At 71.8% G+C, this 25977-nt stretch carries 20 protein-coding genes; 8 read left to right on the top strand and 12 right to left on the bottom strand.

Features of this window, described 5'->3' with window-relative positions; translation table 11 throughout:
• Positions 1-15: 15 nt before the first annotated feature.
• Genes AB0I83_RS00865 through AB0I83_RS00855 form a run of 3 tightly spaced genes read right to left on the bottom strand, consistent with a single transcriptional unit; the run spans position 16 to position 2453 of the window.
• Positions 16-930: an alpha/beta hydrolase gene (locus AB0I83_RS00865; protein WP_356531640.1), complete on the bottom strand. Its 915-nt coding sequence runs from the start codon at positions 928-930 to the stop codon at positions 16-18.
• Positions 931-948: 18 nt separating this feature from the next.
• On the bottom strand, positions 949-2223 hold the full coding sequence (locus AB0I83_RS00860; protein WP_356531639.1) for a beta-ketoacyl-[acyl-carrier-protein] synthase family protein: 1275 nt from the start codon (positions 2221-2223) through the stop codon (positions 949-951).
• The gene (locus AB0I83_RS00855; protein WP_363303089.1) at positions 2220-2453 is read right to left on the bottom strand and encodes an acyl carrier protein; all 234 of its coding nucleotides are present in this window, start codon (positions 2451-2453) and stop codon (positions 2220-2222) included. Before AB0I83_RS00855 ends, AB0I83_RS00860 begins: the two co-directional genes overlap by 4 nt.
• A 389-nt stretch (positions 2454-2842) precedes the next feature.
• On the opposite strand from AB0I83_RS00855, the gene AB0I83_RS00850 reads away from it, so the two are divergent.
• Together AB0I83_RS00850 and AB0I83_RS00845 are read left to right on the top strand one after the other, a co-directional pair.
• On the top strand, positions 2843-3574 hold the full coding sequence (locus AB0I83_RS00850; RefSeq protein WP_356531638.1) for a nitroreductase family protein: 732 nt from the start codon (positions 2843-2845) through the stop codon (positions 3572-3574).
• A gap of 294 nt (positions 3575-3868) precedes the next feature.
• On the top strand, positions 3869-5419 hold the full coding sequence (locus tag AB0I83_RS00845; protein WP_363303088.1) for a peptidoglycan-binding protein: 1551 nt from the start codon (positions 3869-3871) through the stop codon (positions 5417-5419).
• A gap of 437 nt (positions 5420-5856) precedes the next feature.
• On the opposite strand, the gene AB0I83_RS00840 is transcribed toward AB0I83_RS00845, so the two are convergent.
• The 6 genes from AB0I83_RS00840 to AB0I83_RS00815 form a co-directional block, all read right to left on the bottom strand.
• Complete coding sequence (locus AB0I83_RS00840) at positions 5857-9507, bottom strand: S8 family serine peptidase (protein WP_363303430.1); 3651 nt, start codon at positions 9505-9507, stop codon at positions 5857-5859.
• Positions 9508-9713: 206 nt separating this feature from the next.
• Positions 9714-10853 (bottom strand): XdhC/CoxI family protein, encoded by a 1140-nt coding sequence (locus AB0I83_RS00835; protein WP_363303087.1) that lies wholly within the window; start codon positions 10851-10853, stop codon positions 9714-9716.
• 42 nt (positions 10854-10895) lie between these two features.
• Positions 10896-12353, bottom strand: coding sequence for an NCS2 family permease (locus tag AB0I83_RS00830; protein ID WP_356531633.1), 1458 nt, complete (start codon positions 12351-12353; stop codon positions 10896-10898).
• Positions 12354-12565: 212 nt separating this feature from the next.
• Positions 12566-14983 (bottom strand): molybdopterin cofactor-binding domain-containing protein, encoded by a 2418-nt coding sequence (locus AB0I83_RS00825; RefSeq protein ID WP_356531631.1) that lies wholly within the window; start codon positions 14981-14983, stop codon positions 12566-12568.
• Between the two features lie 2 nt (positions 14984-14985).
• Positions 14986-15582 carry a (2Fe-2S)-binding protein gene (locus AB0I83_RS00820; RefSeq protein ID WP_356531629.1) on the bottom strand — a complete coding sequence of 199 codons (597 nt, stop codon included), beginning with the start codon at positions 15580-15582 and terminating at the stop codon, positions 14986-14988.
• 2 nt (positions 15583-15584) lie between these two features.
• Positions 15585-16475 (bottom strand): xanthine dehydrogenase family protein subunit M, encoded by an 891-nt coding sequence (locus AB0I83_RS00815; protein ID WP_356531628.1) that lies wholly within the window; start codon positions 16473-16475, stop codon positions 15585-15587.
• Between the two features lie 272 nt (positions 16476-16747).
• Between AB0I83_RS00815 and AB0I83_RS00810 the strand changes: the two genes are divergently transcribed.
• Together AB0I83_RS00810 and AB0I83_RS00805 are read left to right on the top strand one after the other, a co-directional pair.
• The gene (locus AB0I83_RS00810) at positions 16748-18475 is read left to right on the top strand and encodes a PucR family transcriptional regulator ligand-binding domain-containing protein (RefSeq protein WP_363303085.1); all 1728 of its coding nucleotides are present in this window, start codon (positions 16748-16750) and stop codon (positions 18473-18475) included.
• Positions 18476-18667: 192 nt separating this feature from the next.
• Complete coding sequence (locus AB0I83_RS00805; protein WP_363303429.1) at positions 18668-19453, top strand: hypothetical protein; 786 nt, start codon at positions 18668-18670, stop codon at positions 19451-19453.
• A 76-nt stretch (positions 19454-19529) separates the two neighbouring features.
• Here AB0I83_RS00805 and AB0I83_RS00800 read toward each other — a convergent pair whose 3' ends face one another.
• Positions 19530-20276 carry a GntR family transcriptional regulator gene (locus tag AB0I83_RS00800; protein WP_363303084.1) on the bottom strand — a complete coding sequence of 249 codons (747 nt, stop codon included), beginning with the start codon at positions 20274-20276 and terminating at the stop codon, positions 19530-19532.
• Positions 20277-20417: 141 nt separating this feature from the next.
• Between AB0I83_RS00800 and AB0I83_RS00795 the strand changes: the two genes are divergently transcribed.
• Together AB0I83_RS00795 and AB0I83_RS00790 are read left to right on the top strand one after the other, a co-directional pair.
• Complete coding sequence (locus AB0I83_RS00795) at positions 20418-21266, top strand: (2Fe-2S)-binding protein (RefSeq protein ID WP_363303083.1); 849 nt, start codon at positions 20418-20420, stop codon at positions 21264-21266.
• A 204-nt stretch (positions 21267-21470) separates the two neighbouring features.
• On the top strand, positions 21471-22559 hold the full coding sequence (locus AB0I83_RS00790; protein WP_356537168.1) for a DUF2637 domain-containing protein: 1089 nt from the start codon (positions 21471-21473) through the stop codon (positions 22557-22559).
• A gap of 3 nt (positions 22560-22562) precedes the next feature.
• On the opposite strand, the gene AB0I83_RS00785 is transcribed toward AB0I83_RS00790, so the two are convergent.
• Entirely contained in the window at positions 22563-22973 is a 411-nt protein-coding gene (locus AB0I83_RS00785) for an ATP-binding protein (RefSeq protein WP_356844240.1), read from the bottom strand.
• 252 nt (positions 22974-23225) lie between these two features.
• Between AB0I83_RS00785 and AB0I83_RS00780 the strand changes: the two genes are divergently transcribed.
• Together AB0I83_RS00780 and AB0I83_RS00775 are read left to right on the top strand one after the other, a co-directional pair.
• A complete protein-coding gene (locus AB0I83_RS00780; protein ID WP_363303082.1) occupies positions 23226-23624 on the top strand; it encodes a ribonuclease in 399 nt (132 codons plus the stop codon).
• Between the two features lie 131 nt (positions 23625-23755).
• On the top strand, positions 23756-24145 hold the full coding sequence (locus AB0I83_RS00775; RefSeq protein WP_356844238.1) for a barstar family protein: 390 nt from the start codon (positions 23756-23758) through the stop codon (positions 24143-24145).
• A 74-nt stretch (positions 24146-24219) separates the two neighbouring features.
• Here the strand turns inward: AB0I83_RS00775 and AB0I83_RS00770 are convergent, their stop codons facing one another.
• Complete coding sequence (locus AB0I83_RS00770; RefSeq protein ID WP_363303081.1) at positions 24220-25962, bottom strand: pyruvate dehydrogenase; 1743 nt, start codon at positions 25960-25962, stop codon at positions 24220-24222.
• Positions 25963-25977: the final 15 nt, after the last annotated feature.

The raw sequence follows: 25977 nt of genomic DNA, 5'->3' as shown, positions 1-25977 counted from the left end.
CACCCGGACCGGGGGTCATGCGGGAGCGGGCTCCACCGGAGCGGGCCCCCCGTGCTGGTGCGGGAGCAGGCCCGCGGCCGGGTCGAGCGGCTGGTCGGTGAAGAAGCGGGTCACGAGGGCGGCGACCTCGTCGGACCGCTCCAGCACGACCCAGTGGTCGGATTCCGGAAGCGTCAGGAAGCGGCTGCCCTCGATCGTCGCGGCGAACTCCCGCTGCCGCTCCGGCGAGGTCACCGTGTCGTGCTCCCCGGCGAAAACCAGGGCCGGTACGCCCGACAGTCCGCCGGTGAAGTCCGGCCGGTCGCCCAGCGCCCGACGCAACGACTCGGCGGCGTGGTCCGAGTGGGCCAGGGCGTGCAGGAACGACCGCCGTACGTAGCGTCGGGCCAACTCCCTGCGGTACACCGGCCTGGCCGGGTCGAGGCACATCAGGCCGTCGGCGGCGAGCCCGGCGAAGCCCTCCTCGTCACCGTCGGCCAGCGCCGCCGTCGCCCGGTGCCAGTGGGCCCGGCGGTCGTCATCGATGTGGACGGGGACTCCGCCGAGGACGAGCCTGGCGACGCGCCCCGGGTCGTACCGCGCGCAGCCGAAGGCGACGGCCGCACCGTAGGAGAAGCCGAAGAGGTTGATCCGGGAGGCTCCGAGGTCGTCGATGATCCCGGTGACGGCGGCGCGCAGGACCGGGAGGCTCGGGCCGGGCGGCAGGGGATCCGCCGTGCCCATCCCGGGCAGGTCGGCGGTCACGACGTCGGCCACCGGCCCCAGATGGTCGTCCATCTGGGGCCAGCCGAACATGCCCTGCAGCGCGCCCCCGATGACGAGGACGGGTTCGGTCCCCGGCCGTCCGGACGCGGCGGGGTCACGGGGCATGACGCGGTAGCCGTAACGCAGTCCGTCCACGGTGAGCGTACGGATGATCTCCTCGGGCATGGTGCTCCTCGTCTCCCGTCAGGCCCTGGTGAGCACGAGTGCCGCGTTGTGCCCGCCGAAGCCGAGCGATGTCTTGACCGCGCAGTCGAACGAGGCGTGCCGGGCCTCCTTGCTCACCACCTCCACGGGGATCGCGGGGTCGGGGGCGTCCAGGTTGGCGGTCGGCGGGACGAGCTGGTGCTGGAGTGCGAGGACGGTCAGAGCCGTCTCGATGCCGCCGGCGGCGCCCAGGGTGTGCCCGGTCATGGCCTTCGTCGAGGTGACGAGGGGCCCTTCTCCGAGCACCCGGCGTAGCATCGTCGACTCGATGAGGTCGTTGGCGACGGTCGAGGTCCCGTGGGCGTTGACGTGTCCGACGTCCGGGGCGTCGATGTCCGCGTCGGCGAGGGCGGTGCGCAGCGCCCGCTCGATACCGAGGCCGTCCGGGTCGGGCGCGACGGCGGAGTGGGCGTCGCTGGAGGCCCCGTAGCCTGCGACACGGGCGCGGACGGTGGCGCCGCGGGCGCGGGCGTGCTCGGGGCGTTCCATGACGAGGAGGCCGGCTCCCTCGCCGACCACGAAGCCGTCGCGGTGGGTGTCGAAGGGGCGGCAGGCGGCCTGCGGGTCGTCGCGGCGGGTGGAGACGGCCCGCATCTGGCAGGCGCTGGCGATCAGCAGCCGGGAGAGCACCGATTCGGCGCCGCCCGCGACGACGATGTCGCACGCCCCGGCACGGAGCATCTGGTGGGCGGTGCCGATGGCGACGGTGCCCGACGAACAGGCCGTGGAGACCGCCTGGCTGGGGCCGTGCACGCCCAGGTCCATCGCGACGCTGCTGGCGGCGCCGTTGACGACGCTCAGCGGTGCGAGCTTCGGGGAGACGCGCCGTGCGCCGCGCTCGGTGAGCAGGGTGTGCTGTTCGTCGTAGAACGGGAGGCCGCCGTGGGCGGAGCCGATGACGACGGCCACCCGGCCGCTGTCCCAGACCGAGGGGTCGAGTCCCGCGTCGGCGACCGCCTCGCGGGCCGCGATCACGGCGAGCTGCGAGAAGCGGTCCATCAGCCGCTGCACGGCGACGCCGAGGATCGCCTTCGTGTCCAGGCCGGTGACGGTGTACATGAAGTCGCAGGGCAGACCGGCGAGTTCGGGAAGGTGCGGCACCGAGGGGGCGAGCGCGGTGTCGCACACCCCGCGCCAGGCCGCCTCGACACCCACCCCGGCGGCGGTGACCAGGCCGACACCGGTGACCGCCGCGCTGAACGGCTCGATGCCCGTGCGGGCGGGCCTGCGTGCGAACGGCCCCCGGCCCGTCACGCGCCGGCCTTGCCGGTCACCGCGGCGACCAGGTGGCCGACCGTGTCGCGCGACGAGAGGACGACGTCCTCCAGGTCGATGTCCATCCGGTCCTCGATGAGGAGCCGGAGCTCCTCCAGGGCGAGTGAGTCGAGGCGTAGTTGACGGAGCGGCACCTCGGGCCGGATGTCCCGCGGGTCGGTTCCGAACCTGGTGACGAGCAAGGCGCTGATCTCTTCCGAGGTGCTCATGGGGACGCTCCTCCGCTCTCGGTACGCGGTGACGCCGGCCGCGTGGTGGGTGAGATGGCCATCGGGGGACGCCGGCTGCTCGGGAGGGACCCTTTATACGCCTTCACGGCCGGAATTCCGCCTCTCGTTCCCCCGTGAGGAGGGGGGGTGGGCAGGTGTGCGATTCCGACGCGCGGCAGTGGCGGGTGACACGAATGGGCACGGGCGTACGGACGTGCGGACCAGCAGGAGGGCGGGACCGCCGCGAGGAGGGACGGCATCACCGCGCGGTGCCGGCGGGCGCGGTCAACCGGGCTCCGGGGGCGCCGCGTTGCAGGCGTCGCCGGTGCGGGGAGAAGGGGACCGGCAACGCTCCCGACGGCGGTACCCGAGCCGTACACTCCGCGATCATGACATTCGAAACGGTGTACGCGGACGCGCCCGACCCCGACGGCCCGGCGCTCTTCCCGACCATGTCCACCATGCGCGCCATGCGCCGCCTCAAGCCGGACCCGGTGCCGGACGAGACCGTCGAGCGGCTCATACAGGCCGCCGTCTGGGGGCCGAGCGGCGGCAACATGCAGTGCTACGAGTACGTGGTCGTCACCGACCGCGCGGTGATGGCCGATCTCGCCCCGCTGTGGAAGCGGTGCGTGGACGCCTATCTCGCGACGACCGGCAAGCACGCCCCGGAAGGCATGGACGACGCGGCGTACGGGCGGATGGTGGCGGCGATCGAGCACCAGCGCGACCACTTCGCCGACACCCCGGCACTGATCATCCCCTGTTACAGGTTCCCGGAGCCGCGGTTCGACGAGGAGGGCCTCGCCGTCTACGCCGAGTCACTGGGCCCGGCGGGACTCGATCACATGTCGAGCACGCAGACGCGTTTCCAGGCGCTCGCCGAGGGCTCCTGCGTCTACCCGGGCGTCCAGAACATCCTGCTCGCCGCACGGGCGCTGGGGCTCGCGGCGAACGTGACCATCTGGCACCTGATGCTGGAGCAGGAGTGGAAGAAGGCCCTCGGGATCCCCTCGGACACGCACACCTTCGCCGCCATTCCGGTGGGGTGGCCGCAGGGCAACTTCGGGCCGGTCAGGCGCCGGCCGGTGGCGGAGGTCATCCACCGGGACCGCTGGTAGCGAGGCCGCCGGGCCGTCACCCTCGGGAGGGGGAGACGGCCCGGCGGGCCCGCCCGTGGCGGGCACCCGCGCGGACCGGGGTCAGGCTGCCGAACCGGCCCCAGGAGAGTGGGTGGAGAGGGTCCGGGGAGCAGCCCGAGAGCCGCACAACTCCATTGGAGTGAAAGGGATTTGGACACGCCGCGATTCCGTTGTCATGCCCCGAACAGATCGATAGCCTGTGCGAGCTCGACAGGCCCCCGGCCACCCCACCCCGGCCCGGCGGTCCCTCTCCCCCACGAACCAGGAGCAGGTATGCCCCGACGCCCCGCAGGCCACACCCGTGGCCGCGCAGCCGTTCTGGCCTCTCTCACCACCACCGTCCTCCTCGCAACCGGCCACCCGGCGATCGCCGCCCCCACCGGCAGCACCCCGATGAACACGGCCTTCGCCCGGGCCGCCCAGGAGTTCGGCGTACCCCGCGACCTGCTCGCGGCCGTCGGCTACGGCGAGACGCACCTGGACGGACACGCCGGGACCCCCAGCCAGGACAACGGCTACGGCGTGATGCACCTCGCCAGCAACCCGGCCAACCACTCCCTGGAGAAGGCCGCCGCGCTGACGGGCGAGTCCACCGCCGACCTGCGCGAGGACACCCGGACCAACATCCTGGGCGGCGCAGCCGTGCTCCGGAGCCACGCCGACGCGCTGGGCCTGGACAAGGCCGAACGCGCCGACATCAACGCCTGGTACCCGGCCGTGGCCCGCTACAGCGCCGCCGAGGGCTCCGTCGCCGCCCTCTACGCGGACACCGTCTACACCTTCCTCGCCGAGGGCGTGCGGGCGACCGTCCCCGGCGGCGAGCGGGTCTCGGTCACCTCACGCCCGGTCGCACCCGAGAAGGGTCCCCTGGCGAAGGCCGACGTCACGGCGCAGAGCCCCGACTACCCCCCGGCCCTCTGGGTGGCGGCCAACTCCGCCAACTACGCGACGGGACGCACCGCGACGGTGGACAAGGTGGTCGTCCACGTCACCCAGGGCTCGTACGCCGGGACCATCAGCTGGTTCCAGAACGCGACGTCCCAGGTGAGCTCCCACTACGTCGTCCGCTCCTCCGACGGCCAGATCACCCAGATGGTGCGCGACAAGGACACCGCCTACCACGCGAAGAGCGCCAACGCCTCGTCCCTCGGCATCGAGCACGAGGGCTTCGTCGACGACCCGTCGTGGTTCACCGACCCGATGTACCGCTCCTCGGCCGCGCTCACCGCATCCCTCTGCGAGCGGTACGGCATCCCCAAGGACCGGTCGCACGTGATCGGGCACAGCGAGGCCCCCGGGAACGACCACACCGACCCGGGCGCCAACTGGAACTGGACCTACTACATGCAGCTGGTCGGCGGATCGGGCAGCGGCAGTGGCAGCGACGCCCTGACCTTCGCCTCGTACACGACGCAGAAGACGGGCTCGGCCGGTGCCCAGGTCAAGGCCGTCCAGACGCTGCTCAACCAGCAGGGGTACGAGGCGGGCGCCGTGGACGGTGCCTTCGGCTCCGCCACCAAGGGCGCCGTCCAGGCCTTCCAGACCGCACGCGGGCTCTCCGCCGACGGCGTGGTCGGCGCGAAGACCTGGACCGCGCTGCTCTCCGCCGGCACCACCCCGACCCTGGCCAAGGGCGGTTCCGGCGACGCCGTGAAGCGGTTGCAGCGGGCGCTGACGGCGGCGCTGGGCAGGACCGTGTCCGTCGACGGGACCTTCGGCACGGCGACGGACACGGCCGTACGCGGCTACCAGAGCGCACGCGGCCTGTCGTCGGACGGCAGCGTGGGCCCCGACACCTGGGCGGCACTGCAGTCGGGTCGCTGACCCGGTGGGGCGGGAGCCGGGGCCGTCCGGGAACCGTGGCCGCCGAGAAGCGGAACGCCACGGTCCGACGGCGCCACCCCGCCGCCCGTGCGCTCCGGAGCACATCCGGTCGGCCCGGGTGCGCCTTCCCCGGGACCCGGTCCCGGGTGATCCTGGGTCCTGCCGGCATCCGGCCGGCAGGACCGGGGGGCGGACGCACATGGCTCGTACACAGTCGAAATGCGGGGCACTCACCCAGAAGGGCACCCGCTGCCAACGGCTCGCGATGAAGGACGCGTCCCGGTGCGACAGGCACCGGGGCGACTGGTCGAAGTACACGATCGCGCGGCGCAGGTCCTGAAGGCTGCCCCGCGGCCGGTGGAGCCGGCCGGAACAGCGAGGTGGTTCCGCACCCCACGCGGGATGCGGAACCACCTCGATCGGCCCTTCTCAGTGGGTCACTTCAGGCCGAAGGCCTTGATGATCTCCTGGTCGACGGACAGGCCACCGGGGCCCTCGGTGTGTGCCTTGAGGGAGACCGAGGACGCTCCCCGGGCAGGTGTCCGCAGCTTCGCGGTCCACTTGCCGGACGCGCCCTTGCGCAGCTCGACCGCGCTCCAGGTCCCGCCCTCGTCGTAGCTGACCGACAGCGAGGCCTTGTCCGCCTTCACCGCGCCGTCCAGCCACGCCTGGGTGCCGGACTCGACGCCGACCTCGACCGGCCTGCCCGCCCTGACGTCACCGGCCAGGTCGGTGTCCACGTCGTAGTCGAGCTGGAGCAGCGGGATGTCGGCCTGCTCGGTGCCCTCGGGCAGGGCGCCGGAGAGGAAGTTCCACTCCGTGTGCGTCCGGGTCGAGGTCTTCCAGGTGGCCTCGTCCCGCGCGGAGTCGATAACGAGCCGGTAGGCCAGCTTCCCGGCCGGGAGGTCCCAGGCGTTACCGGCCCGGCCCGCGCCCTTCTTGATCAGCGTGTCGCCCTGGTAGAAGGCGTACGCGGTGGTGTCGTACTCGTCGGCGGGCATCGAGCCGGCGTGGCCCTCGCCCGAGTCGGTCCACGGCGTGATGTTGAACTGGACGTCGTTGTACGAGGTGCGGAACGGCCCCCAGTAGCCGGTGCCGAGGCGGGGCCCGGTGACCGGTGCGAACCAGTCCGCGCGGTAGGTGCGGCCCGCGGTGTAGTCCAGTTCCGCGCTGCGCATCTCGTACGCGGTGTCCGTCCCCTCGGCGTTCGGCACGGAGTGGTTCTCGTACCAGAAGGATTCGCCGGGGAGCGGGTTGACCCATTCGGTGCGGGTGCCCGGGAACTTCTCGTACTCCTCGAAGCCGAGGCCGGGGCCGTAGTCCGGGATGTCGTAGCGGTAGCCGCCGCCCAGGGTCTCCTTGTGGCCGTAGAAGGTGTTCTCCACCTTCGCCAGCTGCCGGGTCGAGGGAGCGAAGGTCAGCGAACGGTCCGGGATCGTCCCGTCGTGACGGTCCACCAGGTCATAGACGTACGAGGCGAACTTGCGCTGGTCGACGGTGAGCTTCCTGCCGCGCTGCGCCGCCTTGATCAGCGACTCGCCCGCGATGCTCTGCGCCGACGCGACCGGTATGGCGGTCTGTTCGCCGTAGGGCGCGTAGCTCTCCATGGCGACACCACGGCGGTCGTTGACGACGAACAGCGCCTTGGCGCCGGCGGCCTGCGCGTTGGCCAGCCGGTCGGCGGGCGGTACGGCGTCGCTCCGGGTGACCACGACCGCCTTGCCCTTGGCGCTGCGGCCCTCGAAGTCCGACGCGGCGCCGTTCCCCGCGAAGACGGCGGTCAGCTTCTGCCGGCTGTCCTCTGCGACGAGCGAGCCCTGCTGCACCGTGACGGGAACGTCGTCGCCGTCGGCCGTGAGGCCCACCAGCTCCTCGCCCTGGCGCCAGCGGGTGAGGAAGCTGAAGTCGCCCTGGGTGACCTTCTTCGTCGGGCTCGCCCACAGCTGGTCGTAGGTCAGCGGGATCTGGTACGCGTCACGCTGGACGACGCCCTCGGGGGATGTGCGGGCCATGTCGTAGCGCAGCTGGCGCGTCTCGGTCTCCTTCGGGGTGCGCACCCCGATCCTGCGGGCCTTGGACGCGTCGAGCGTGACCGTGGTGGCCTTGTCCAGGATCGTCTCGGGGGCCGCCAGGAACGCCACGGCCTTGGAGTCGGCCCGGTCGCCGTCGACGTCCGCCGAGGTCCACGCGGTGTAGTTGCCCGGTGGCAGGCGCAGGGTGGTCTCACCGGAGACCGGGACGACTCCGAGCTGCGTGTCGCCGAGCGCGGCGAACACGACGTTGCCGTCCATCGGCGCCCCGGCGCGGTCACGCAGACGGATCGTCAGGTCGTAGAGCTCCTGCTCCTTGTTGAGTGCGAAGCCGGTGTGGGCGACGGTCGCGCCCGCCGCGTCCTGGGCGACGACCTGCCCGGAGAACAGCGTGCCGCTCGCCGCCTTCGCCGGGTCGAGCGAGAGGACGGCCTCGGCGGTGGACCCGGCCGGGACGGTCAGGGAGGAGTCCGAGAGGGTGTACGCCTCGGCGTCGGTGCCGGTGGACAGGTCGAGCGTCACGTCCTTGTCACCCGTGTTGCGGTAGGTGATGGTCCGCTCGGCGACCGGGTCGGACGCGCTGTGCGGCCAGTCGTACGACGCGACCTCGACGGAGCCGGTGGCCTCGATCACCGTGTCGACGGCGGCCTTCACATCCAGCCGGCCGGTGCCCTGCTCGTACGGCGTGCGGTCGGGGAGCTCCTTGGACGTGCTCATCAGCGCGTCCTTGACGCGCTGCCCGGACCAGTCGGGGTGACGCTGCTTCAGGATGGCTGCGGCGCCCGCGACATGCGGGGTCGCCATCGACGTACCGGACATCTGCTGGTACATGCCCTCGATGCCGGGGACCGACTGCGAGGCCGCGGCGTTGATGTCGACACCGGGGGCGGACAGGTCGGGCTTCAGACCGTAGGAGCGCACGAGCGGACCCATGGAGGAGAAGTCCGCGCGGCCGTCCTTCTTGTCGACGGCAGCGATGGTGAGTGCCTTCTCCGCCGAGCCGGGCGATCCGATGGTGCCCGCGCCGTAGGCGTTGCCCGCGGCGACCACGAACAGCGGGCCGCCGTCGGCGGACAGCGCGTCCACGGCCTGCGCCATCGGGTCGGTGCCGTCGTCCGGGATGCTGGAGCCCAGGCTCATGGAGACGACGTCGGCGCCTTCGGCCTTCGCCCACTCCATGGCCTCGATGATGCCGGAGTCCGCTCCGGACCCCTCGTCGCTGAGGACCTTGCCGACGATCAGGTCCGCACCCGGTGCGACGCCCTTGTTGACACCGTCCGACGCCGCGCCCGAACCGGCGATGGTGGAGGCGACGTGGGTGCCGTGGCCGTTCCTGTCGTCGACCTCCTCACCCGGCACGAAGCTCCTGGACAGCTTGACGCGGTCCTTGACGTCCGGGTGGTCGGCGTCGATACCGGTGTCCAGTACGGCGACCGTGGTGCCCTTGCCGTCGAAGCCGGCGGCCCAGGCCTGGGGCGCGTCGACCTGTGGCACGGAGTCCTTGAGCGAGGCCTCGGCCTTGCCGTCGAGCCAGAGCTTGACGATGCCGCTGTCCAGTGAACGGCTCTTCTGCGTACGGGAGATGCCGTTCCAGAAGGCCCGGGCCTCGTCCTTGTCGGCCTTCAGCGCCGCGCCGTGGACCGATTCCAGGCGTCGGACCGCGCTGCTGCCCTCCGGGGCGGCGGGCAGCGAACGGGTGCCGTCCGCGGGGTAGGTGGCGATCAGCGGGATACCGGGCGAGCGCCGGTCGTCGTACCCCATCGCGACCAGGGTCGAGACGTTGAACAGCCGGCGGTCCAGCTTGCCCGCGGCGAGCAGGGAGGCCGCCTCGTCGGGGATGACGTAGACGTCCTTCCCGGCCTGCTGGACGTGCACGCCGCCCTTCGCGCCGTCGGGGCGCTCGACGGTGACGGTGTCCTGGTCGCCCGGGCCGTCCGAGTAGTGGACGACGTCACCGGTGAGGAGCGTGATGTCGTGGTCGTGGACCTCGGAACCGTGACGGTCCCGGGCGGTGGGCGGCTCGGGAGCGGCGGCGGCGGAACCCGCCGCGGGGAGCATGACACCGCTCACGAGGGCGACCGAGGTCGCTATGAGCAGGGCCCTGCGTCCCGCGCGAGCGGATCTCGCCCGGCCGGAAGCGGAGGAGAGGGAAAATGTCATGCAGCTGATCTACCGGTAAAACCGGGGCCCCGACCGCTTCCCCCCTGGCGTGAAACCGCCGTGGCGGCAACCCGCCCGCTCCGGTCCGGCGTGCCTGGCCCGCTTCAGGCCACCGAGGCGAGTGGCCGTCCGGACTCGTGGTGGATCGGGGTGTGGGCGCCCTTCAGCGGCAGGCCGCTGCCTCCGCGCCGGTCGGCGACGATCTCGGCGGCGATGGAGAGGGCTGTCTCCTCCGGTGTACGGGCTCCGAGGTCCAGCCCGATCGGCGAGTGCAGCGCGCCCAGTTGGTGTTCGGTGACACCCGCCTCGCGCAGCCGGTCGTTGCGTTCCAGGTGGGTGCGGCGCGAGCCCATCGCGCCGACGTAGGCGACCGGCAGCCGCAACGCCAGCTCCAGTAGCGGGACATCGAACTTGGCGTCGTGTGTGAGGACGCAGAGCACGGTCCGCGCGTCCACGTCCGTGGCGGCGAGGTAGCGGTGCGGCCAGTCGACGACGATCTCGTGGGCGTCCGGGAAGCGTGCGGCCGTCGCGAAGACGGGCCGGGCGTCGCAGACGGTGACGTGGTAGCCGAGGAAGCGGCCGGCCCTCACCAGGGCGGCGGCGAAGTCGATGGCCCCGAATACGATCATCCGGGGCGGCGGGACGCTCGATTCGACGAGCAGGGTCAGTGGGCTGCCGCAGCGGGAGCCCTCGGCGCCGACCGTGATCTGTCCGGTGCGGCCGGCGTCGAGCATCGCCCGGGCCTCCGCGGCGGCCGTACGGTCGAGGTCGGGGTGGCCGCCGAGGCCGCCTTCGTACGTACCGTCGCGGTGGACGAGCAGGGGCCGGCCGAGCAGGCCGGCGGGCCCTTCGGTGACCCGGGCGACCGCTGCCGCCCGGCCCTCCGCCGCGGCGGCGAACGCGGCGGCGAACACCGGGCGCGCGGGGTCGTCCGCGCGCACCGGTGTCACCAGGACGTCGATGACGCCGCCGCAGGTCAGACCGACCGCGAAGGCGTCGTCGTCGCTGTAGCCGAAGCGCTCGCGCACGGTGGTGCCGTCTTCGAGGGCCTGCCGGCACAGTTCGTACACCGCGCCCTCCACACATCCGCCGGAGACCGATCCGATGGCCGTGCCGTCGCTGTCCACAGCGAGGGCGGCCCCCGGCTGCCGGGGCGCGCTGCCGCCGACCGCCACCACGGTGGCGACGGCGAACGCGCGTCCCTGCCCGACCCACCGGTGGAGCTCTTCGGCGATGTCCAGCATGGCGTGTCTCCTTAGGACTGAGGTGCGGAGTTCGCGGGGACGTCAGTTGACGCCCAGCCAGCTCTCGATGGGGTGGAGGGCGAAGTAGACGACGAAGACCGCGGTCAGCACCCACATGAAGACGCCGACCTCGCGGGCCCTGCCCTGGGCGAGCTTGATGGCCGAGTACGAGATGACGCCCGCGGCGACACCGGTGGTGATGGTGTAGGTGAACGGCATCAGGACGACGGTCAGGAAGACCGGGACGGCGACCGAGCGGTCCGCCCAGTCCACGTGCCGGGCGTTCTGCATCATCATGGCGCCGATGACGACCAGGGCGGCGGAGGCCACCTCGGCCGGCACGATCGCCGTGAGCGGGGTGAAGAAGAGGCAGGCGGCGAAGAAGAGACCGGTGACGACGGACGCGAGTCCGGTGCGGGCCCCCTCGCCGACCCCGGTCGCCGACTCGACGAACACGGTCTGGCCGGAGCCTCCGGCGACACCGCCGATCGCTCCGCCGGCACCGTCGATGAACAGCGCCTTGGACAGGCCGGGCATCCGGCCCTTGTCGTCGGCGAGCTTCGCCTCCGTGCCGACCCCGATGATGGTGGCCATGGCGTCGAAGAAGCCGGCCAGCACGAGGGTGAAGACGATCATGCCGACGGTCATCACGCCGACGTCGCCCCAGCCGCCGAACTCGACGTCGCCGAAGAGCGAGAAGTCCGGTGAGGAGACCGCGCTGCCGCTCAGCTCGGGCGGGCCGCTGCTCCAGGCCTTCGGGTCGATGTCGCCGACCGCGTTGACGACGATCGCCGCCAGGGTGCCGACGACGATGCCGATCAGGATCGCGCCGGGGACGTTGCGCGCCTGCAGCATGAAGATCAGCAGAAGCGTCACGGCGAAGACGAGCACCGGCCAGCCGGCGAGTTCACCGGCCGGGCCGAGGGAGAGGGGTGTCGCCTCGCCCTGGTGGACGAAGCCGGCCTTGAAGAGGCCGATGAGGGCGATGAAGAGGCCGATCCCGATGGTGATGCCGTGCTTCAGGGCCAGCGGGATGGCGTTCATGATCAGCTCGCGGAGGCCGGTGACGACCAGCAGGCAGATCACCACGCCGTAGACCACGCACATGCCCATGGCCTGCGGCCAGGTCATGGCGGGCGCGACCTGGGACGCGAGCACGCCGGAGACGCTCAGTCCGGCGGCGAGCGCGAGGGGCACCTTGCCGACGAAGCCCATCAGCAGGGTGGTGGCCGCCGCCGCGAGGGCGGTGGCGGTGATGAGGCCGGACTGGCCGAGCAGTTGGCCGTCGACGTCCTTGCCGCCGAGGATGAGCGGGTTGAGCAGGAGGATGTACGCCATGGCCATGAAGGTCGTGACGCCACCGCGCACTTCGCGTGCGACGGTCGATCCGCGTTCGGATATGTGGAAGTACCGGTCGAGCCAGGACCGTCCGGCGGGGACGCGCGAGCCGGGGCCCGCGTCCTCCGCGCCCGTCCTGGGTTCCACTGACTGCTGGGTCATGTTGCCTGACTCCCAAGGTTCACAGGGGCACCCGCGTGGAGCTTTGGTGATTGCGGGATTTGGGATGACTGCGAGGCGCACGACCCGGGGGACGGCCCGAGGCGAACTCTTCGTGCAGATGGTGCGGTCGTGCGATGGCTCCGGACGGTGCGGTGCGGGGAAGTGTGACGTTCACGGCAGGTACGCACCGCCCGGAGGGTCTTGATGAGCCGTCAGGTCCCGGTGATGTGCTCGGGGCGCACCGGTGTCCTGTTGAGCTCCAGACCCGTCGCGTTCCGGATCGCCGCGAGGACGGCCGGGGTGGACGACAGGGTCGGGGCCTCGCCGATGCCTCGCAGCCCGTACGGGGCGTGGTCGTCGGCGAGTTCGAGCACGTCGACCGGGATGGTCGGGGTGTCGAGGATGGTGGGGATCAGGTAGTCGGTGAAGGACGGGTTGCGCACCTTCGCGGTCTTCGGGTCGACGATGATCTCCTCCATGACGGCGACCCCCAGCCCCTGGGTGGTGCCGCCCTGGATCTGGCCCTCGACCGACAGCGGGTTGAGTGCCTTGCCGACGTCCTGGGCACAGGCCAGTTCGATGACCTTGACCAGGCCGAGCTCGGTGTCGACCTCGACGACCGCGCGGTGCGCGGCGAAGGAGTACTGGACGTGGCCGTTGCCCTGTCCGGTGCGCAGGTCGAAGGCCTCGGTGGGCCGGTGGCGCCACTCCAGCTCGACGTCGACGCTCTCGTCCTCCAGTACGTCGGCGAGCGAGGCGAGCACCTCGCCGCCGTCGGTGACGACCTTGCCGCCCTCCAGGAGGAGTTCGGCGGTGGCCCAGGCCGGGTGGTAGGTGCCGAACTTGCGGCGGCCGATCTCCAGTACCCGTTCCCTGACCGCCTCGCAGGAGTTCTTGACGGCGCCGCCGGTGACGTACGTCTGACGGGACGCGGACGTGGAGCCGGCCGAGCCGACCTGGGTGTCCGCCGGGTGGATGGTGACCTGGTTGACCCCGAGCTCGGTACGGGCGATCTGGGCGTGGACGGTGACGCCGCCCTGCCCGACCTCGGCCATCGCGGTGTGCACGGTGGCGACCGGCTCGCCGTTGATGACCTCCATGCGCACCCGGGCGGTGGAGTAGTCGTCGAAGCCCTCGGAGAAGCCGACGTTCTTCAGGCCGACGGCGTACCCGACGCCTCGGACGACGCCCTCGCCGTGGGTGGTGTTGGACAGGCCGCCGGGCAGCGCGCGTACGTCGACGGCAGTGCCTTCCGCGCCGGCCGAGAGCCACTGCTGCTCGGGCGGCATGGGCCTGGCCTTGACGCGGCGGAGCAGTTCGGCGACCGGGGCCGGCGAGTCGACGGGCTGGCCGGTGGGGAGCAGGGTGCCCTGCTCCATGGCGTTCAGCTGCCTGAGTTCGACCGGGTCCATGTCCAGGGCCGCGGCGAGCTTGTCCATCTGCGCCTCGTAGGCGAAGCAGGCCTGGACCGCGCCGAAGCCGCGCATGGCGCCGCAGGGCGGGTTGTTGGAGTAGAGGGCGATCGCCTCGATGTCGACGTCCTCGACCGCGTACGGCCCGACCGCGAGGGAGGAGGCGTTGCCGACGACGGCCGGGGAGGCGGAGGCGTAGGCGCCGCCGTCCAGGACGATCCGGCACTTCATGTGGGTGAGCTTGCCGTCCTTGGTGGCCCCGTGCTCGTAGTGCAGCTTCGCCGGGTGCCGGTGGACGTGGCCGAAGAAGGACTCGAATCGGTTGTAGACCATCTTGACGGGCTTGCCGGTGCGCAGCGCCAGCAGGCAGGCGTGGATCTGCATCGACAGGTCCTCGCGCCCGCCGAAGGCACCGCCGACGCCGGAGAGCGTCATCCGGATCTTGTCCTCGGGGAGGCCGAGGACCGGGGCGATCTGGCGGAGGTCGGAGTGCAGCCACTGGGTGGCCACGTACAGCTCGACGCCCCCGTCCTCGGACGGCACGGCGAGGCCGGACTCGGGGCCGAGGAAGGCCTGGTCCTGCATGCCGAAGACGTAGTCGCCGGTGATGATCACGTCGGCCCGCGCGGCGGCGGCGTCGGCGTCGCCGCGGACGACGGGCTGGCGGTGGACGATGTTGGGGTGCGGCACGTGTCCGATGTGGTGGTCGTCGCGGCCCTCGTGGATCAGCACCGCGTCCGGCGCTGTCGCGGACGCCTCGTCCGTGACGACCGGCAGTTCGGCGTAGTCGATCCGGATCTTGGCGGCGGCGCGGCGCGCGGTCTCGGGGTGGTCTGCGGCGACGAGCGCCACGGGTTCGCCGTGGTGGCGGACCTTGCCGTGGGCGAGTACGGGGGTGTCCTGGATCTCCAGCCCGTAGTTCTTCATCTCGGCGGGCAGGTCGTCGTAGGTCAGCACGGCGTAGACACCGGGTGTGGCGACCGCCTCGCCGATGTCGATCGACCGGATCTCGGCGTGCGCGACCGTGGACCGGAGCGTGTGTCCCCACAGCATGTCCTCGTGCCACATGTCCGAGGAGTACGCGAACTCGCCGGTGACCTTGAGGGTGCCGTCGGGGCGCAGGGTGGACTCGCCGATACCGCCCCGGGTCTCGGAGCCCTGGGTGATCTTGGTGGGGGTGCCGGCCGGTACGGACGCGGCTCGTGGGTGCAGCGTCATGGCTATCGGACCGCCTCTTCCTGACGGGCGGCCGCGAGGCGGACCGCGTCGAGGATCTTCTCGTAACCGGTGCACCGGCAGAGGTTGCCGGAGAGCGCCTCGCGGATGTCCTGGTCGGACGGCGAGGGGTGGGTCTCCAGCAGCTCGTCCGCGGCGACCAGCAGGCCGGGGGTGCAGAAGCCGCACTGCACGGCTCCCGCGTCGATGAACGCCTGCTGGACCGGCGAGAGGTCCGCGGCGTCGGCGCTCCGCGCGTCGGTGGGCCTGGCCTGCCAGCGCTGGGCGGCGTCGATCGAGGTGCCGCAGGCGCCCGCGGCGCAGCCGCTGCCGGGGTGGGAGTCGTCGCGGTGCCTGGCGTAGTCCGCCAGCCCTTCGACGGTGACGATCTCGCGGCCTTCCGCCTGGCCGGCCGCGACGAGGCAGGAACAGACGGGCACGCCGTCGAGACGGACCGTACAGGAGCCGCATTCACCCTGTTCACAGGCGTTCTTGGAGCCGGGGAGGCCCATGCGCTCACGCAGGACGTACAGGAGGGACTCGCCCTCCCAGACGTCGTCGGCTTCCTGCTTCCGGCCGTTGACCGTGAAATTCACTCGCATGGTTAAGCAGCTCCTTCGAGGGTGCGGCCCGCTCCGCGGTACTGCTCCCAGGTCCAGCCCAGCGTGCGGCGGGCCATGATGCCGACGGCGTGCCTGCGGTAGGCAGCGGTGCCCCGTACGTCGTCGATGGGGTTGCAGGCCCCGGCGGCGAGCTGGGCGAACTGCTTGGCGACGGAGGGGGTGATGATCTTGCCGCTCTCCCAGAACCCGCCCTCCTCCAGCGCGGCGTTCAGGAAGTCCTCGGCCTCCCTGGCCCGTACCGGGGTCGGTGCCGCGCTGCCGATGCCGGTGCGCACCGTGCGGGTCTCGGGGTGCAGTGCGAGGCCGAAGGCGCAGACGGCGATGACCATCGCGTTGCGGGTGCCGACCTTCGAGTACTGCTGGGGGCCGTCGGCCTTCTTGATGTGCACGGCCCGGATCAGCTCGTCCGGGGCGAGGGCGTTGCGCTTGACCCCGGTGTAGAAGTCGTCGATCGGGATCATCCGCGTCCCCCGTACGGACGCGGCCTCGACCTCGGCCCCCGCGGCGAGCAGTGCCGGGTGGGCGTCGCCCGCGGGTGAGGCGGTGCCCAGGTTGCCGCCGACGCCGCCGCGGTTGCGGATCTGCGGCGAGGCGACGGTGTGCGAGGCGAGGGCGAGACCGGGCAGCTCGGCCCGCAGGTTCTCCATGACGGCGCTGTACGGCACGGACGCGCCGAGGCGTACGGCGTCCGGGCCGACCTGCCACTCGGACAGCTCACCGATGCGGTTCAGGTCCATGAGGTGTTCGGGCCGCCGGTGGTCGAAGTTGATCTCGACCATGACGTCGGTGCCACCCGCGATGGGCACAGCCGTCGGGTGCTCGGCCTTGGCGGCGAGCGCCTCCTCCCAGCTGGCGGGGCGAAGGAAGTCCATGAGTGGCTCTCTTCTTCTCAATCGGGTCGTTCGGCTGGGGGCGGGGTGCGGCCGGCCCTTGTCTGGTCGTTCCTGTGTTGTTTGACGCGGTGTGTGGCCCAGTACACAAGCCTTGCTCCACTCGGTGCAGTCACCGAAACCATGAAGGAATTGGCTGGTCCCCGTTCCCGTCTTGTAGATTCGAACGAATGGCGGGTACCGGTGGCCTCACCGCAATTCACAGGCACCCCCCGTCTCCCCCGCACCAACGAAGAGATCGGCGGCAATCGACGATGCGGCTGCGCGCACTGCTGGACACCGACGCGCTGGGCCTGCGGCTGCTCGGCGGCGAGGACGAGCTGGACCGTTCGGTCCGCGGCGTCATGACGACCGACCTGCGCGACCCCAGCCGCTACCTGTCCGGCGGTGAGCTGGTGCTCACGGGTCTGGCGTGGCGGCGGGACGCCGGGGACTCCGAGCCCTTCGTACGCATCCTGGCGGGGGCCGGGGTCGCGGGGCTGGCCGCGGGTGAGGCAGAGCTGGGGGACATCCCCGACGATCTGGTCGAGGCGTGCCTGCGGCACCGGCTGCCGCTCTTCGCCGTGCACGAGACCGTCGCTTTCGCAATGATCACCGAGCACGTGGTGCGCCAGGTCTCCGGCGAGCGGGCCGGCGACCTGGCGGCCGTCGTGGACCGGCACCGCCGGCTGATGACCTCGGGCCCGGCGGGCGGCGGCCCCGAGGTGGTGCTCGAACTGCTCACCTCGGACCTCGACCTGCGCGCCTGGGTCCTCTCCCCCACCGGCCGCCGGATCGCCGGGGCGGGCGAGCCGCTGCCCCCTCGCGTCGGCGCGGAGCTGGCCGGTCAGCACCTCGCGGCGACGCGCACCGGCCGCCGGGGACCGCACCGGGCGGAGGTGGGCGGCACGGCCTATTCGCTCTTCCCGATCCGGAACACCGGCCGGGGTGCCGCTCCGGTCCCGTCCCGCGACGTGCGCGAGTCGGTGCTCTCGGACTGGCTGCTGGCCGTCGAGGCCGACGCGAGCGACTGGCCGGCCGCCCGGCTGGACCTGCTCCAGGGCGTGACCCAGCTGATCGCGGTGGAGCGGGACCGCCGCGACGCCGCCAGGTCCGTACGCCGAAGGCTCGCCCAGGAGGTCCTGGAGCTGGTCCAGACGGGCGCCGCCCCGGCCGAGATCGCCGCCAGGCTCCGGGTCGCGGCCCCGGTCCTGCTGCCCGGCCTCGGGACGGCCCCGCACTGGCAGGTCGTGGTGGCCCGGGTCGAGTGGTCGGCCGGGGACGCGGAGCTCTCGGGCGGGCAGGCCGCGCAGGCCCTGCTGGAGGAGGTCCTGGTCGATCCCGCGGTGACCGGCCCCGACTCGGCGGACCGGATCGCCGTGGCGCACACGGGTGAGGAGGCCATCGCCCTCGTGCCGCTGAGCGCGCTCGCTCCTTCGGGCGGCGACGGCGGGACGGACCCCTCCGTCGAGGCGGACGGAGAGGACGCCACGGAGCGGCAGGACCCCGCGCTGCACGCCGACGCCCTGCTGGACAGCGTCCGCGCGCCGCTCTCCGCCGGCCTCGCGGACGACGGCCGCCTGACCCTGGGTGTCAGCGCCGCCGTGCACTCCGCCGAAGGGCTGCGCGGAGCCCTGGAGGAGGCCCGGCACGCACGCCGGGTGGCGGCGGCCCGGCCGGGCCCGGTCTGCGCGGCCGGCCACCACGAGCTGGCCTCGCACGTCCTGCTGCTGCCCTTCGTGCCGGACGACGTCCGCCGCGCCTTCACCGCGCGCCTCCTGGACCCGCTCCGCGACTACGACCGGCGCCACCGCGCGGAGCTGATGGAGACTCTGGAGGCCTTCCTCGACTGCGACGGCTCCTGGACCCGCTGCGCGGCCAGGCTGCACCTGCACGTCAACACGCTGCGCTATCGCGTCGGACGTATCGAGCAGTTGACGGGTCGTGACCTTTCGCGCCTGGAGGACAAGCTCGACTTCTTCCTCGCCCTGCGGATGAGCTGACTTCCGGGGCCCGTCAGGGCCCGGCACCGCTCCAGGCGATTGTGAAATCTTTCACCTGACATTGATCCCACCCCTTGGCCCGGCGTGCCATTCCGTGCTGAGATGCGCGCAGACCCTGGCCGACCGGCACTTGCCGGTCGGCCTCCACAGCTCGACGGCGCGCTCGGGGAGGGCAACGTGGCGCATACCGCCATGTCTGGTTCCGGAACGACAGCAGATGACGATCCGCCGCTCCAGACAGCGGTATGGCGGCTGCGCTCACGAGCCTGTTGGACGGACGCGGCCGCACTGCTCGAACCCCACGCGGCCACCGACCCCGCCGCCGCGCTCCAACGGACCTCGCTGCTGACCGAGCGGTGCCTCTACACCGGTGCGGGCTGGACCGACGCCGAGGACGCGTTGCGCACCGCGGAGGCGCTCGCCCACGACGACTCCGAGCGCGGGGCAGCCGCCTGCGAGCGCGGCTACCTCGCCTACGCCTCGACGCTGCTCGGGGCGCGCGACCGGGCCGACGAGGCCAGCGTGGCACTCAGCAGGGCGGCGGCACTGCTCTCCCCCGCCGCGCCCGGCCGTCCCCTGCTGGACTTCCGGCGGGGGCTGATCGCCCAGAACATCGCCGACTCCCCGCAGTCCGCCCGGGCCGCCTACCGCAGGGCGCACGCCGGAGCCGCGGCCAGGGGAGACGAACTCCTGCTCTCCTCCACCTGGCGCCACCTCGCCTCGCTCGCCCTGCGGGAGGGCGAGCTGGCCGAGGCGCGGCACGGCTTCGCCGAGTCACTGCGGATAAGGGAGGAGCTGGGCTACCTCGTCGGCACGGCCCCGGCGCTCATCTCGCTCGCCGACGCCGAGTCCGAACCCGAGGCCGCCGCCCGGCTGCGCGCCGAGGCAGGCCGGCTGTTCCGGCTGCTCGGCGGCGTACCCACCTGGCTGGCGCCACGTCTGGAGCCGCCGGACCCGGAGACCGTCGGGGCGAACTGAGCCGCCGGCCGGGGCGGGAACGCGACGGCCCGCGGCCCCGGCACCCGGCACCCGGCACCCGCGACGGTGCCGGGACTCACACGTCCACGCCGTCGAAGTGCTCGCGCACGAGGGACCGGACCGCCGTGAGGTCGCGGGCGATCAGCGCGTCGAGGAGCGCGGTGTGCTCCGAGGCGTCCGCGAGGAGGTCCGCCCGGCGGCCGGACGGACCGCTGACCAGCGGCCACTGGGCCCGGCGGTGCAGGTCGTCGGCGACCCGCACGAGCTGCTGGTTGCCGGACAACCCGAGCACGGCGCGGTGGAAGGCGCGGTCGCTGTCCGCGTAACCCGCCCGGTCGCCGGCCGCTGCCGCCGCGACCGTGGCGTCGGCCAGCGGGCGCAGCGCGCACCAGCCGCCGGCCGGGACCGTGCGGGCGAGCCGCAGGATGACGGGTACCTCGACCAGGGCGCGCACCTCGGCGAGCTCGGCCAGATCGCGTGGGCCCCGCTCGCTGACCCGGAAGCCGCGGTTGGGGACGACCTCGACGGCGCCCTCGACGGCCAGCCGCTGCATCGCCTCACGCACGGGCGTGGCGGACACGCCGAAGCGCGCACCGAGCGCGGGGGCGGAGTAGACCTCCCCCGGGGTCAGCTCCCCGCCGGCGAGGGCGGCACGCAGGGCGTCCAGGACCTGCCCGCGTACGGAGTGGCGCCGCACCGTACGGGGCGCGGCGGGCTCGCCGTGGGTGTGCTCGCCGCGAGCCTGTTCGGGCACACGGAGATCAGGCCGGATGCCTGCGGACGGGTACGGGTGTACGTCGTCCCACGCTCTGCCCTGCTCCACGGGACCTCCTCGGGCCTACGGACCGGCTCGCGCGCGCCGGACCACCTGTGCACGATAGGCGGAGTGGGCCCTGGTTCACATATCGATCGATCGGGTAAGGTAAGGCTTACCTGTCAATGATCGTGATTCGGTGGTCCCCGCATGACCGTGCCCGCCCTGCTCCCCACGACCGCCCCGTCTCCGCTGACCGTGTCGTACGAACGCCTGACCGAGGTCTTCCCCGGGCTGCGCGCCGAGGTCCTCACCGACGGCGCACCGGCACCCTCGGGGACCGGATGGGTCGGAGCGGCGGACCTCGCCGAGGGCGGCGCGGCACTGGACGACTTCCTGGCCTGGGACGAGGCGCAGGTGCTGCGGGACTACGGCATCCGGGCCCGCCCGGACGTGGTGGCGAGCTTCGGCCTGCACCGCTACGCCTGGCCCGCCTGCCTCCTGGTGACCCTCCCGTGGTTCCTCCACCGCCGGGTGCCGCGGATCCCCGTGGCCGACGTGTCCTTCCACCGGGGGCTGGGCCGTCTGGCGCTCCGGGTGGACGAGTTCGCCTGCCTCCCCGACGACCCGGCCGCAGCCCTGCCCGGTGCCCGGGTCGTTCCTGACGAGGCGGCGCTGCGGGCCGAGGTCCGCGACGCCGTCGCGCAGCACATCGGCCCGGTGCTCGACGGATTCGGGCCTCGCATGCGGCGCGGCAAGCGCGCCCTGTGGGGCATGGCGACGGACGAGATCGTCGAGGGCCTCTGGTACGTCGCCCACCTCCTGGGCGAGGAGGGCCGGGCGATGACCGAGCTGGAGCAGCTGCTGCCGGGCACCACCAAGCCGTACGTGGGCACGGCCGGTTTCCGCGAACTGACAGGCCCGGCAGGCGAGTCGCTCCCCACCCGGGACAGGGCGAGCTGCTGCCTCTTCTACACGCTGCGCCCGGAGGACACCTGCGTCACCTGCCCGCGCACCTGTGACGAGGACCGCGTCCACCGACTGGCGGCCGCGGCCTGAGCCCTTCGTGGGCTTACACCACCCGGGCGGGCGACCGGAATTCGAACACAACTCGACTTCCCTCACAGTGCGTTCGAGAAGATTCCACCCAATGATGAGCCCGGACTCCCCGATGGCATTCACTTGCCCCGAATTCGTCTGTGAGGGACGGTACTTCCGTCACGATGGCGTCCGAAACGCCCTACGTGACGCAAGGGACCGTGCATGAGACTGACCGACATATCGCTTGACTGGCTGCTTCCGGGCGCCGTGCTGCTCGTGGGGGTCATGGCGGCGGTGACGGTGGTCGCGCGCGGCAAGCGCGCCGCTGGGAAGGCCCAGGCCGACGACAACTGGGAACGGAGCGAGGACCGCCGAAGGCGCAAGGAGGCGCTCTACGCCACCGCCTCGTACGTCCTGCTGTTCTGCTGTGCCGCGGTCGCCGCCGCCCTGTCCTTCCACGGGCTCGTCGGCTTCGGCCGGCAGAACCTCAGCCTCTCCGGCGGCTGGGAGTACCTCGTCCCCTTCGGCCTCGACGGGGCCGCGATGTTCTGTTCGGTACTCGCCGTACGCGAGGCCAGCCACGGTGACGCGGCGCTGGGCTCACGACTGCTGGTCTGGACGTTCGCGGGTGCGGCCGCCTGGTTCAACTGGGTACACGCACCGCGCGGCCTGGACCACGCGGGCGCTCCGCACTTCTTCGCGGGGATGTCGCTGTCGGCCGCGGTGCTGTTCGACCGCGCGCTGAAACAGACCCGCCGGGCCGCGCTGCGCGAGCAGGGCCTGGTGCCCCGTCCACTCCCGCAGATCCGGATCGTACGGTGGCTGCGCGCACCCAGGGAGACCTTCGGCGCCTGGTCGCTGATGCTCCTCGAGGGCGTACGCAGCCTGGACGAGGCGGTGGACGAGGTCCGAGAGGACCGCCGGGAGAACGAACAGAACCGGCACCGCAGAAGGGACCAGGCGAAGCTGGACCGGGCACAGATCAAGGCCCTGAACCGGCAGAACCGGGTCTGGGGGCGCGGCGGCCGGACCGGCCGCCAGGTGGTGGACGTGCAGGCCATCGCCCCCGCGGCGGGTGGCGGCCCACCGGCTGCCGCGGAGCCCGCCATAACAGAGCAGGGACAACTGCCTCTGCGACCCCGGCCATCCCTGCAAGCCGTGAACCGATCGAACTCCAGGAGTACTTCGGCACAGACCACGAGCGGTGACCCCGCGACCGTCGACCTCACCGCCGAGGACGACACCCAGGCCCTGCCCCGGCTCGACTCGCTGGAGCAGAAGCTCAAGGACCTGGAGCAGCAGTTCGGCTGAGCGTCAGGCCCGCGCGCCACTCAGCTCGAACCAGACCACCTTGCCCAGCGCCTGGACCGTGACTCCCCAGGAGTCCGCCAGGCTCTGGACGAGGAGCAGTCCCCTGCCGTGCGTACCGTCGTCGGCGTTCGGTACGTACGGCGCGGGCTCCTGCCCCGTCATGAAGTCACGCACCTCGACGCGCAGGCGAGCGGGCACGGAGGTCACGGTGACCACGGCCCCGTTGCGGGTGTGGATGAGCGCGTTCGTCACCAGCTCGCTGAGCAGGAGCTCCGCCACGTCGGTGTCCTCCGGACGCCGCCGGTAGCGCAGGAACTCCCTCAGCGCACCGCGTATCTCCCCCACCGCGGACAGATCCGCGTGGCCCAGTCTCCGATGCAGCCGCGCCGGCGGGCTCTCCCGTCGTTTCGTCATGTCCCCCGTACGCACGATGAATCGGCCCCCTTCTGATCCGCTTCACTCCGTCAGGTCTCGAACGCTCGCACCCGATGCATGCCCCGTCGGCGAGCGGTCAAGCTATTCCGGGCGTCAACAGATGAACACACGGCCGCGCAAGACCCGACGTTCGACCACCGCGTCACGTTTTCGTACTTGCGGTTAACTTCCAAAAAATTCACATGAGTTGCCGTTGACGGATGGGGATCTACGCGCGTCATCATGGTGGACATGCGAATCCCCCCACGGATCACCACGCTCGGCGGCGTCGCCGCCCTCCTGTCCGTCCTCTTCGTCTCGGGCCCGGTCTCGGCATCGGCCGCGACGGCCCCCTCGACCACCGCGGTCGGCAGTGTCTGCTACTCCGCACTGCCTTCCCAGGCGCACGACACGCTCGACCTCATCGATGCGGGCGGCCCGTTCCCGTACGACCAGGACGGCACCGTCTTCCAGAACCGGGAGGCAGTGCTGCCCAGCCGGAGCACGGGGTACTACCACGAGTACACGGTCATCACGCCCGGTTCTTCGGACCGCGGTGCCCGCCGGATCGTGACGGGTGAGGAGACCGAGGAGGACTACTACACCGCCGACCACTACGAGTCCTTCGACCTGGTCGACCACGGCTGCTGATCCGCCCTCCACGGTCCGGTCCGCGCCGCAGTCCCCCACCTGCGGCGCGGGCCCCGGGGCCGTCGACCGGAGGCAGGCATCCGGCATCCGGCATCCGGCATCCGGAGAGAACGCGCTTGTACGCTCCACGCATGACCGTGACCTATGTGATCGACGGCTCCGGGATCACCGGCCTGGACAGCTTCTGGGATGCTGTCGGCGAGGCGGTGAACGGCCCCGGCGGCTACTTCGGCCGCAATCTCGATGCCTTCGCCGACTGCCTCGGCGGCGGTTTCGGCACCCCCGGGGACGGCTCCTTCGTCATCGAGTGGCGTGACCACGCCCAGTCCGCCGACGCGTTGGGGCACGCGGAGACCGCCCGCCGGCTGGAGCGCCTGCTCCCCCGGGTGCACCCCACCGGCAGGGCGGGCCTCGAGCGCGAACTAGCCGAGGCCCGGGCGGGCCGGGGCCCTACCCTCTTCGACCAGTTGGTCGAGATCATCACGGACCGGACCGAGCCCGGGACACTACGGCTGATGTGAGCCCGCGCGCGGTGCCCGGCCGACGGCGAACATCAGGGGCTTGCCGGAGACGGGGTCCTCGCCCCGTGCCGCGCTCAGGGGCGCGGCATGTTGCGGATGTTGGAGCGGGCCATCTGGAGCATCCGGCCGACTCCGCCGTCCAGCACGATCTTGCTTGCCGACAGTGCGAAGCCGGTGACCATGTCAGCGCTGATCTTGGGCGGGATGGACAGGGCGTTCGGGTCGGTGACCACGTCGACGAGCGCGGGCCCCTTGTGCTTGAAGGCGGCCTTGAGCGCGCTCTCGAGCTGTTTGGGCTTCTCCACGCGCACCCCGTAGGCCCCGGCGGCCCTGGCGACGGCGGCGAAGTCGGGGTTCTTGTTGGTGGTGCCGAACGACGGCAGTCCCCCCACCAGCATCTCCAGCTCGACCATGCCGAGCGAGGAGTTGTTGAAGAGGACGACCTTCACCGGCAGGTCGTACTGGACGAGCGTGAGGAAGTCGCCCATCAGCATGGTGAACCCGCCGTCGCCGGACATCGACACGACCTGCCGGTTCCGGTCGGTGAACTGCGCCCCGATCGCCTGCGGCAGAGCGTTGGCCATCGAGCCGTGGCTGAACGACCCAATCACCCTGCGCCTGCCGTTGGGCGTGAGGTAGCGCGCCGCCCACACGTTGCACATGCCGGTGTCCACGGTGAACACGGCGTCGTCGTCCGCGAGTTCGTCGAGCACCGAGGCGACGTACTCGGGGTGGATCGGCACGTGCTTGTCGACCTTGCGGGTGTACGCCTTGACGACGCCCTCCAGCGCGTCGGCGTGCTTCTTCAGCATCCGGTCCAGGAACTTGCGGTCGGTCTTGACCTTCACCCGCGGGATCAGGCACCGCAGCGTCTCGCGCACATCGCCCCAGACCGCGAGGTCGAGTTTGGACCGCCGGCCCAGGCGTTCGGGGCGTACGTCGACCTGGACGATCTTCACGTCGGTCGGGAGGAACGCGTTGTACGGGAAGTCCGTGCCGAGCAGGATCAGCAGATCGCATTCGTTGGTGGCCTCGTAGGCGGCGCCGTAGCCCAGCAGCCCGCTCATGCCCACGTCGTACGGGTTGTCGTACTGGATCCACTCCTTGCCCCGCAGAGCGTGGCCGACCGGGGCCTTCACCAGCTCGGCGAACTCCATCACCTCGGCGTGTGCGCCCGCCGTTCCACTGCCGCAGAACAGCGTCACCCGTTTGGCCTTGTCGATCATGCGGCAGAGCTTGTCGATCTCCTCGTCACCGGGCCGTACGGAGGGCCGCGAGGTGACGAGGGCGTGCTCGACGGACTTCTCCGGGGCCGGCCGGGAGGCGACGTCACCGGGCATCGAGACGACGCTGACCCCGCCCCGGCCGATGGCGTGCTGGATGGCCGTCTGGAGCAGACGGGGCATCTGCTGCGGGTTGGAGATCATCTCGTTGTAGTGGCTGCACTCCTGGAAGAGCAGCTCCGGATGGGTCTCCTGGAAGTAGCCCAGGCCGATCTCCCCGGAAGGGATGTGGGAGGCCAGCGCGAGCACCGGGGCCATGGAGCGGTGGGCGTCGTAGAGGCCGTTGATCAGGTGGAGGTTGCCGGGGCCGCACGAACCGGCACACGCGGCGAGCGTGCCGGTGATCTGCGCCTCGGCTCCGGCCGCGAACGCCGCCGTCTCCTCGTGCCTGACCTGGACCCACTCGATGGCGCCGTTGCGCCGGACGGCGTCGACGACGGGGTTGAGGCTGTCGCCGACGACGCCGTACAGCCGTTTGACCCCCGCCCGCACGAGGATGTCGACGAACTGTTCCGACACGTTCTGCTTGGCCATGGGTGCGCACCCTCT

The organism is Streptomyces sp. NPDC049970, from assembly GCF_040660235.1.
Lineage (GTDB): Bacteria > Actinomycetota > Actinomycetes > Streptomycetales > Streptomycetaceae > Streptomyces.
The sequence above is the reverse complement of the archived record's forward strand: the minus strand, read 5'-3'. Positions and strand labels throughout refer to the sequence as shown.

What these genes read in the sequence shown, in the direction of transcription:
- AB0I83_RS00805 (WP_363303429.1), top strand. Translation starts at nt 18,668, where the DNA reads ATGTCTGGTTCCGGAACGACAGCAGATGACGATCCGCCGCTCCAGACA.
- AB0I83_RS00850 (WP_356531638.1), top strand. Translation starts at nt 2,843, where the DNA reads ATGACATTCGAAACGGTGTACGCGGACGCGCCCGACCCCGACGGCCCG.
- AB0I83_RS00840 (WP_363303430.1), bottom strand. Translation starts at nt 9,507, where the DNA reads ATGCTCCCCGCGGCGGGTTCCGCCGCCGCCGCTCCCGAGCCGCCCACC.
- AB0I83_RS00770 (WP_363303081.1), bottom strand. Translation starts at nt 25,962, where the DNA reads ATGGCCAAGCAGAACGTGTCGGAACAGTTCGTCGACATCCTCGTGCGG.
- AB0I83_RS00785 (WP_356844240.1), bottom strand. Translation starts at nt 22,973, where the DNA reads ATGACGAAACGACGGGAGAGCCCGCCGGCGCGGCTGCATCGGAGACTG.
- AB0I83_RS00795 (WP_363303083.1), top strand. Translation starts at nt 20,418, where the DNA reads ATGACCGTGCCCGCCCTGCTCCCCACGACCGCCCCGTCTCCGCTGACC.
- AB0I83_RS00810 (WP_363303085.1), top strand. Translation starts at nt 16,748, where the DNA reads ATGCGGCTGCGCGCACTGCTGGACACCGACGCGCTGGGCCTGCGGCTG.
- AB0I83_RS00865 (WP_356531640.1), bottom strand. Translation starts at nt 930, where the DNA reads ATGCCCGAGGAGATCATCCGTACGCTCACCGTGGACGGACTGCGTTAC.
- AB0I83_RS00855 (WP_363303089.1), bottom strand. Translation starts at nt 2,453, where the DNA reads ATGAGCACCTCGGAAGAGATCAGCGCCTTGCTCGTCACCAGGTTCGGA.
- AB0I83_RS00845 (WP_363303088.1), top strand. Translation starts at nt 3,869, where the DNA reads ATGCCCCGACGCCCCGCAGGCCACACCCGTGGCCGCGCAGCCGTTCTG.
- AB0I83_RS00790 (WP_356537168.1), top strand. Translation starts at nt 21,471, where the DNA reads ATGAGACTGACCGACATATCGCTTGACTGGCTGCTTCCGGGCGCCGTG.
- AB0I83_RS00780 (WP_363303082.1), top strand. Translation starts at nt 23,226, where the DNA reads ATGCGAATCCCCCCACGGATCACCACGCTCGGCGGCGTCGCCGCCCTC.
- AB0I83_RS00830 (WP_356531633.1), bottom strand. Translation starts at nt 12,353, where the DNA reads ATGACCCAGCAGTCAGTGGAACCCAGGACGGGCGCGGAGGACGCGGGC.
- AB0I83_RS00825 (WP_356531631.1), bottom strand. Translation starts at nt 14,983, where the DNA reads ATGACGCTGCACCCACGAGCCGCGTCCGTACCGGCCGGCACCCCCACC.
- AB0I83_RS00820 (WP_356531629.1), bottom strand. Translation starts at nt 15,582, where the DNA reads ATGCGAGTGAATTTCACGGTCAACGGCCGGAAGCAGGAAGCCGACGAC.
- AB0I83_RS00835 (WP_363303087.1), bottom strand. Translation starts at nt 10,853, where the DNA reads ATGCTGGACATCGCCGAAGAGCTCCACCGGTGGGTCGGGCAGGGACGC.
- AB0I83_RS00815 (WP_356531628.1), bottom strand. Translation starts at nt 16,475, where the DNA reads ATGGACTTCCTTCGCCCCGCCAGCTGGGAGGAGGCGCTCGCCGCCAAG.
- AB0I83_RS00775 (WP_356844238.1), top strand. Translation starts at nt 23,756, where the DNA reads ATGACCGTGACCTATGTGATCGACGGCTCCGGGATCACCGGCCTGGAC.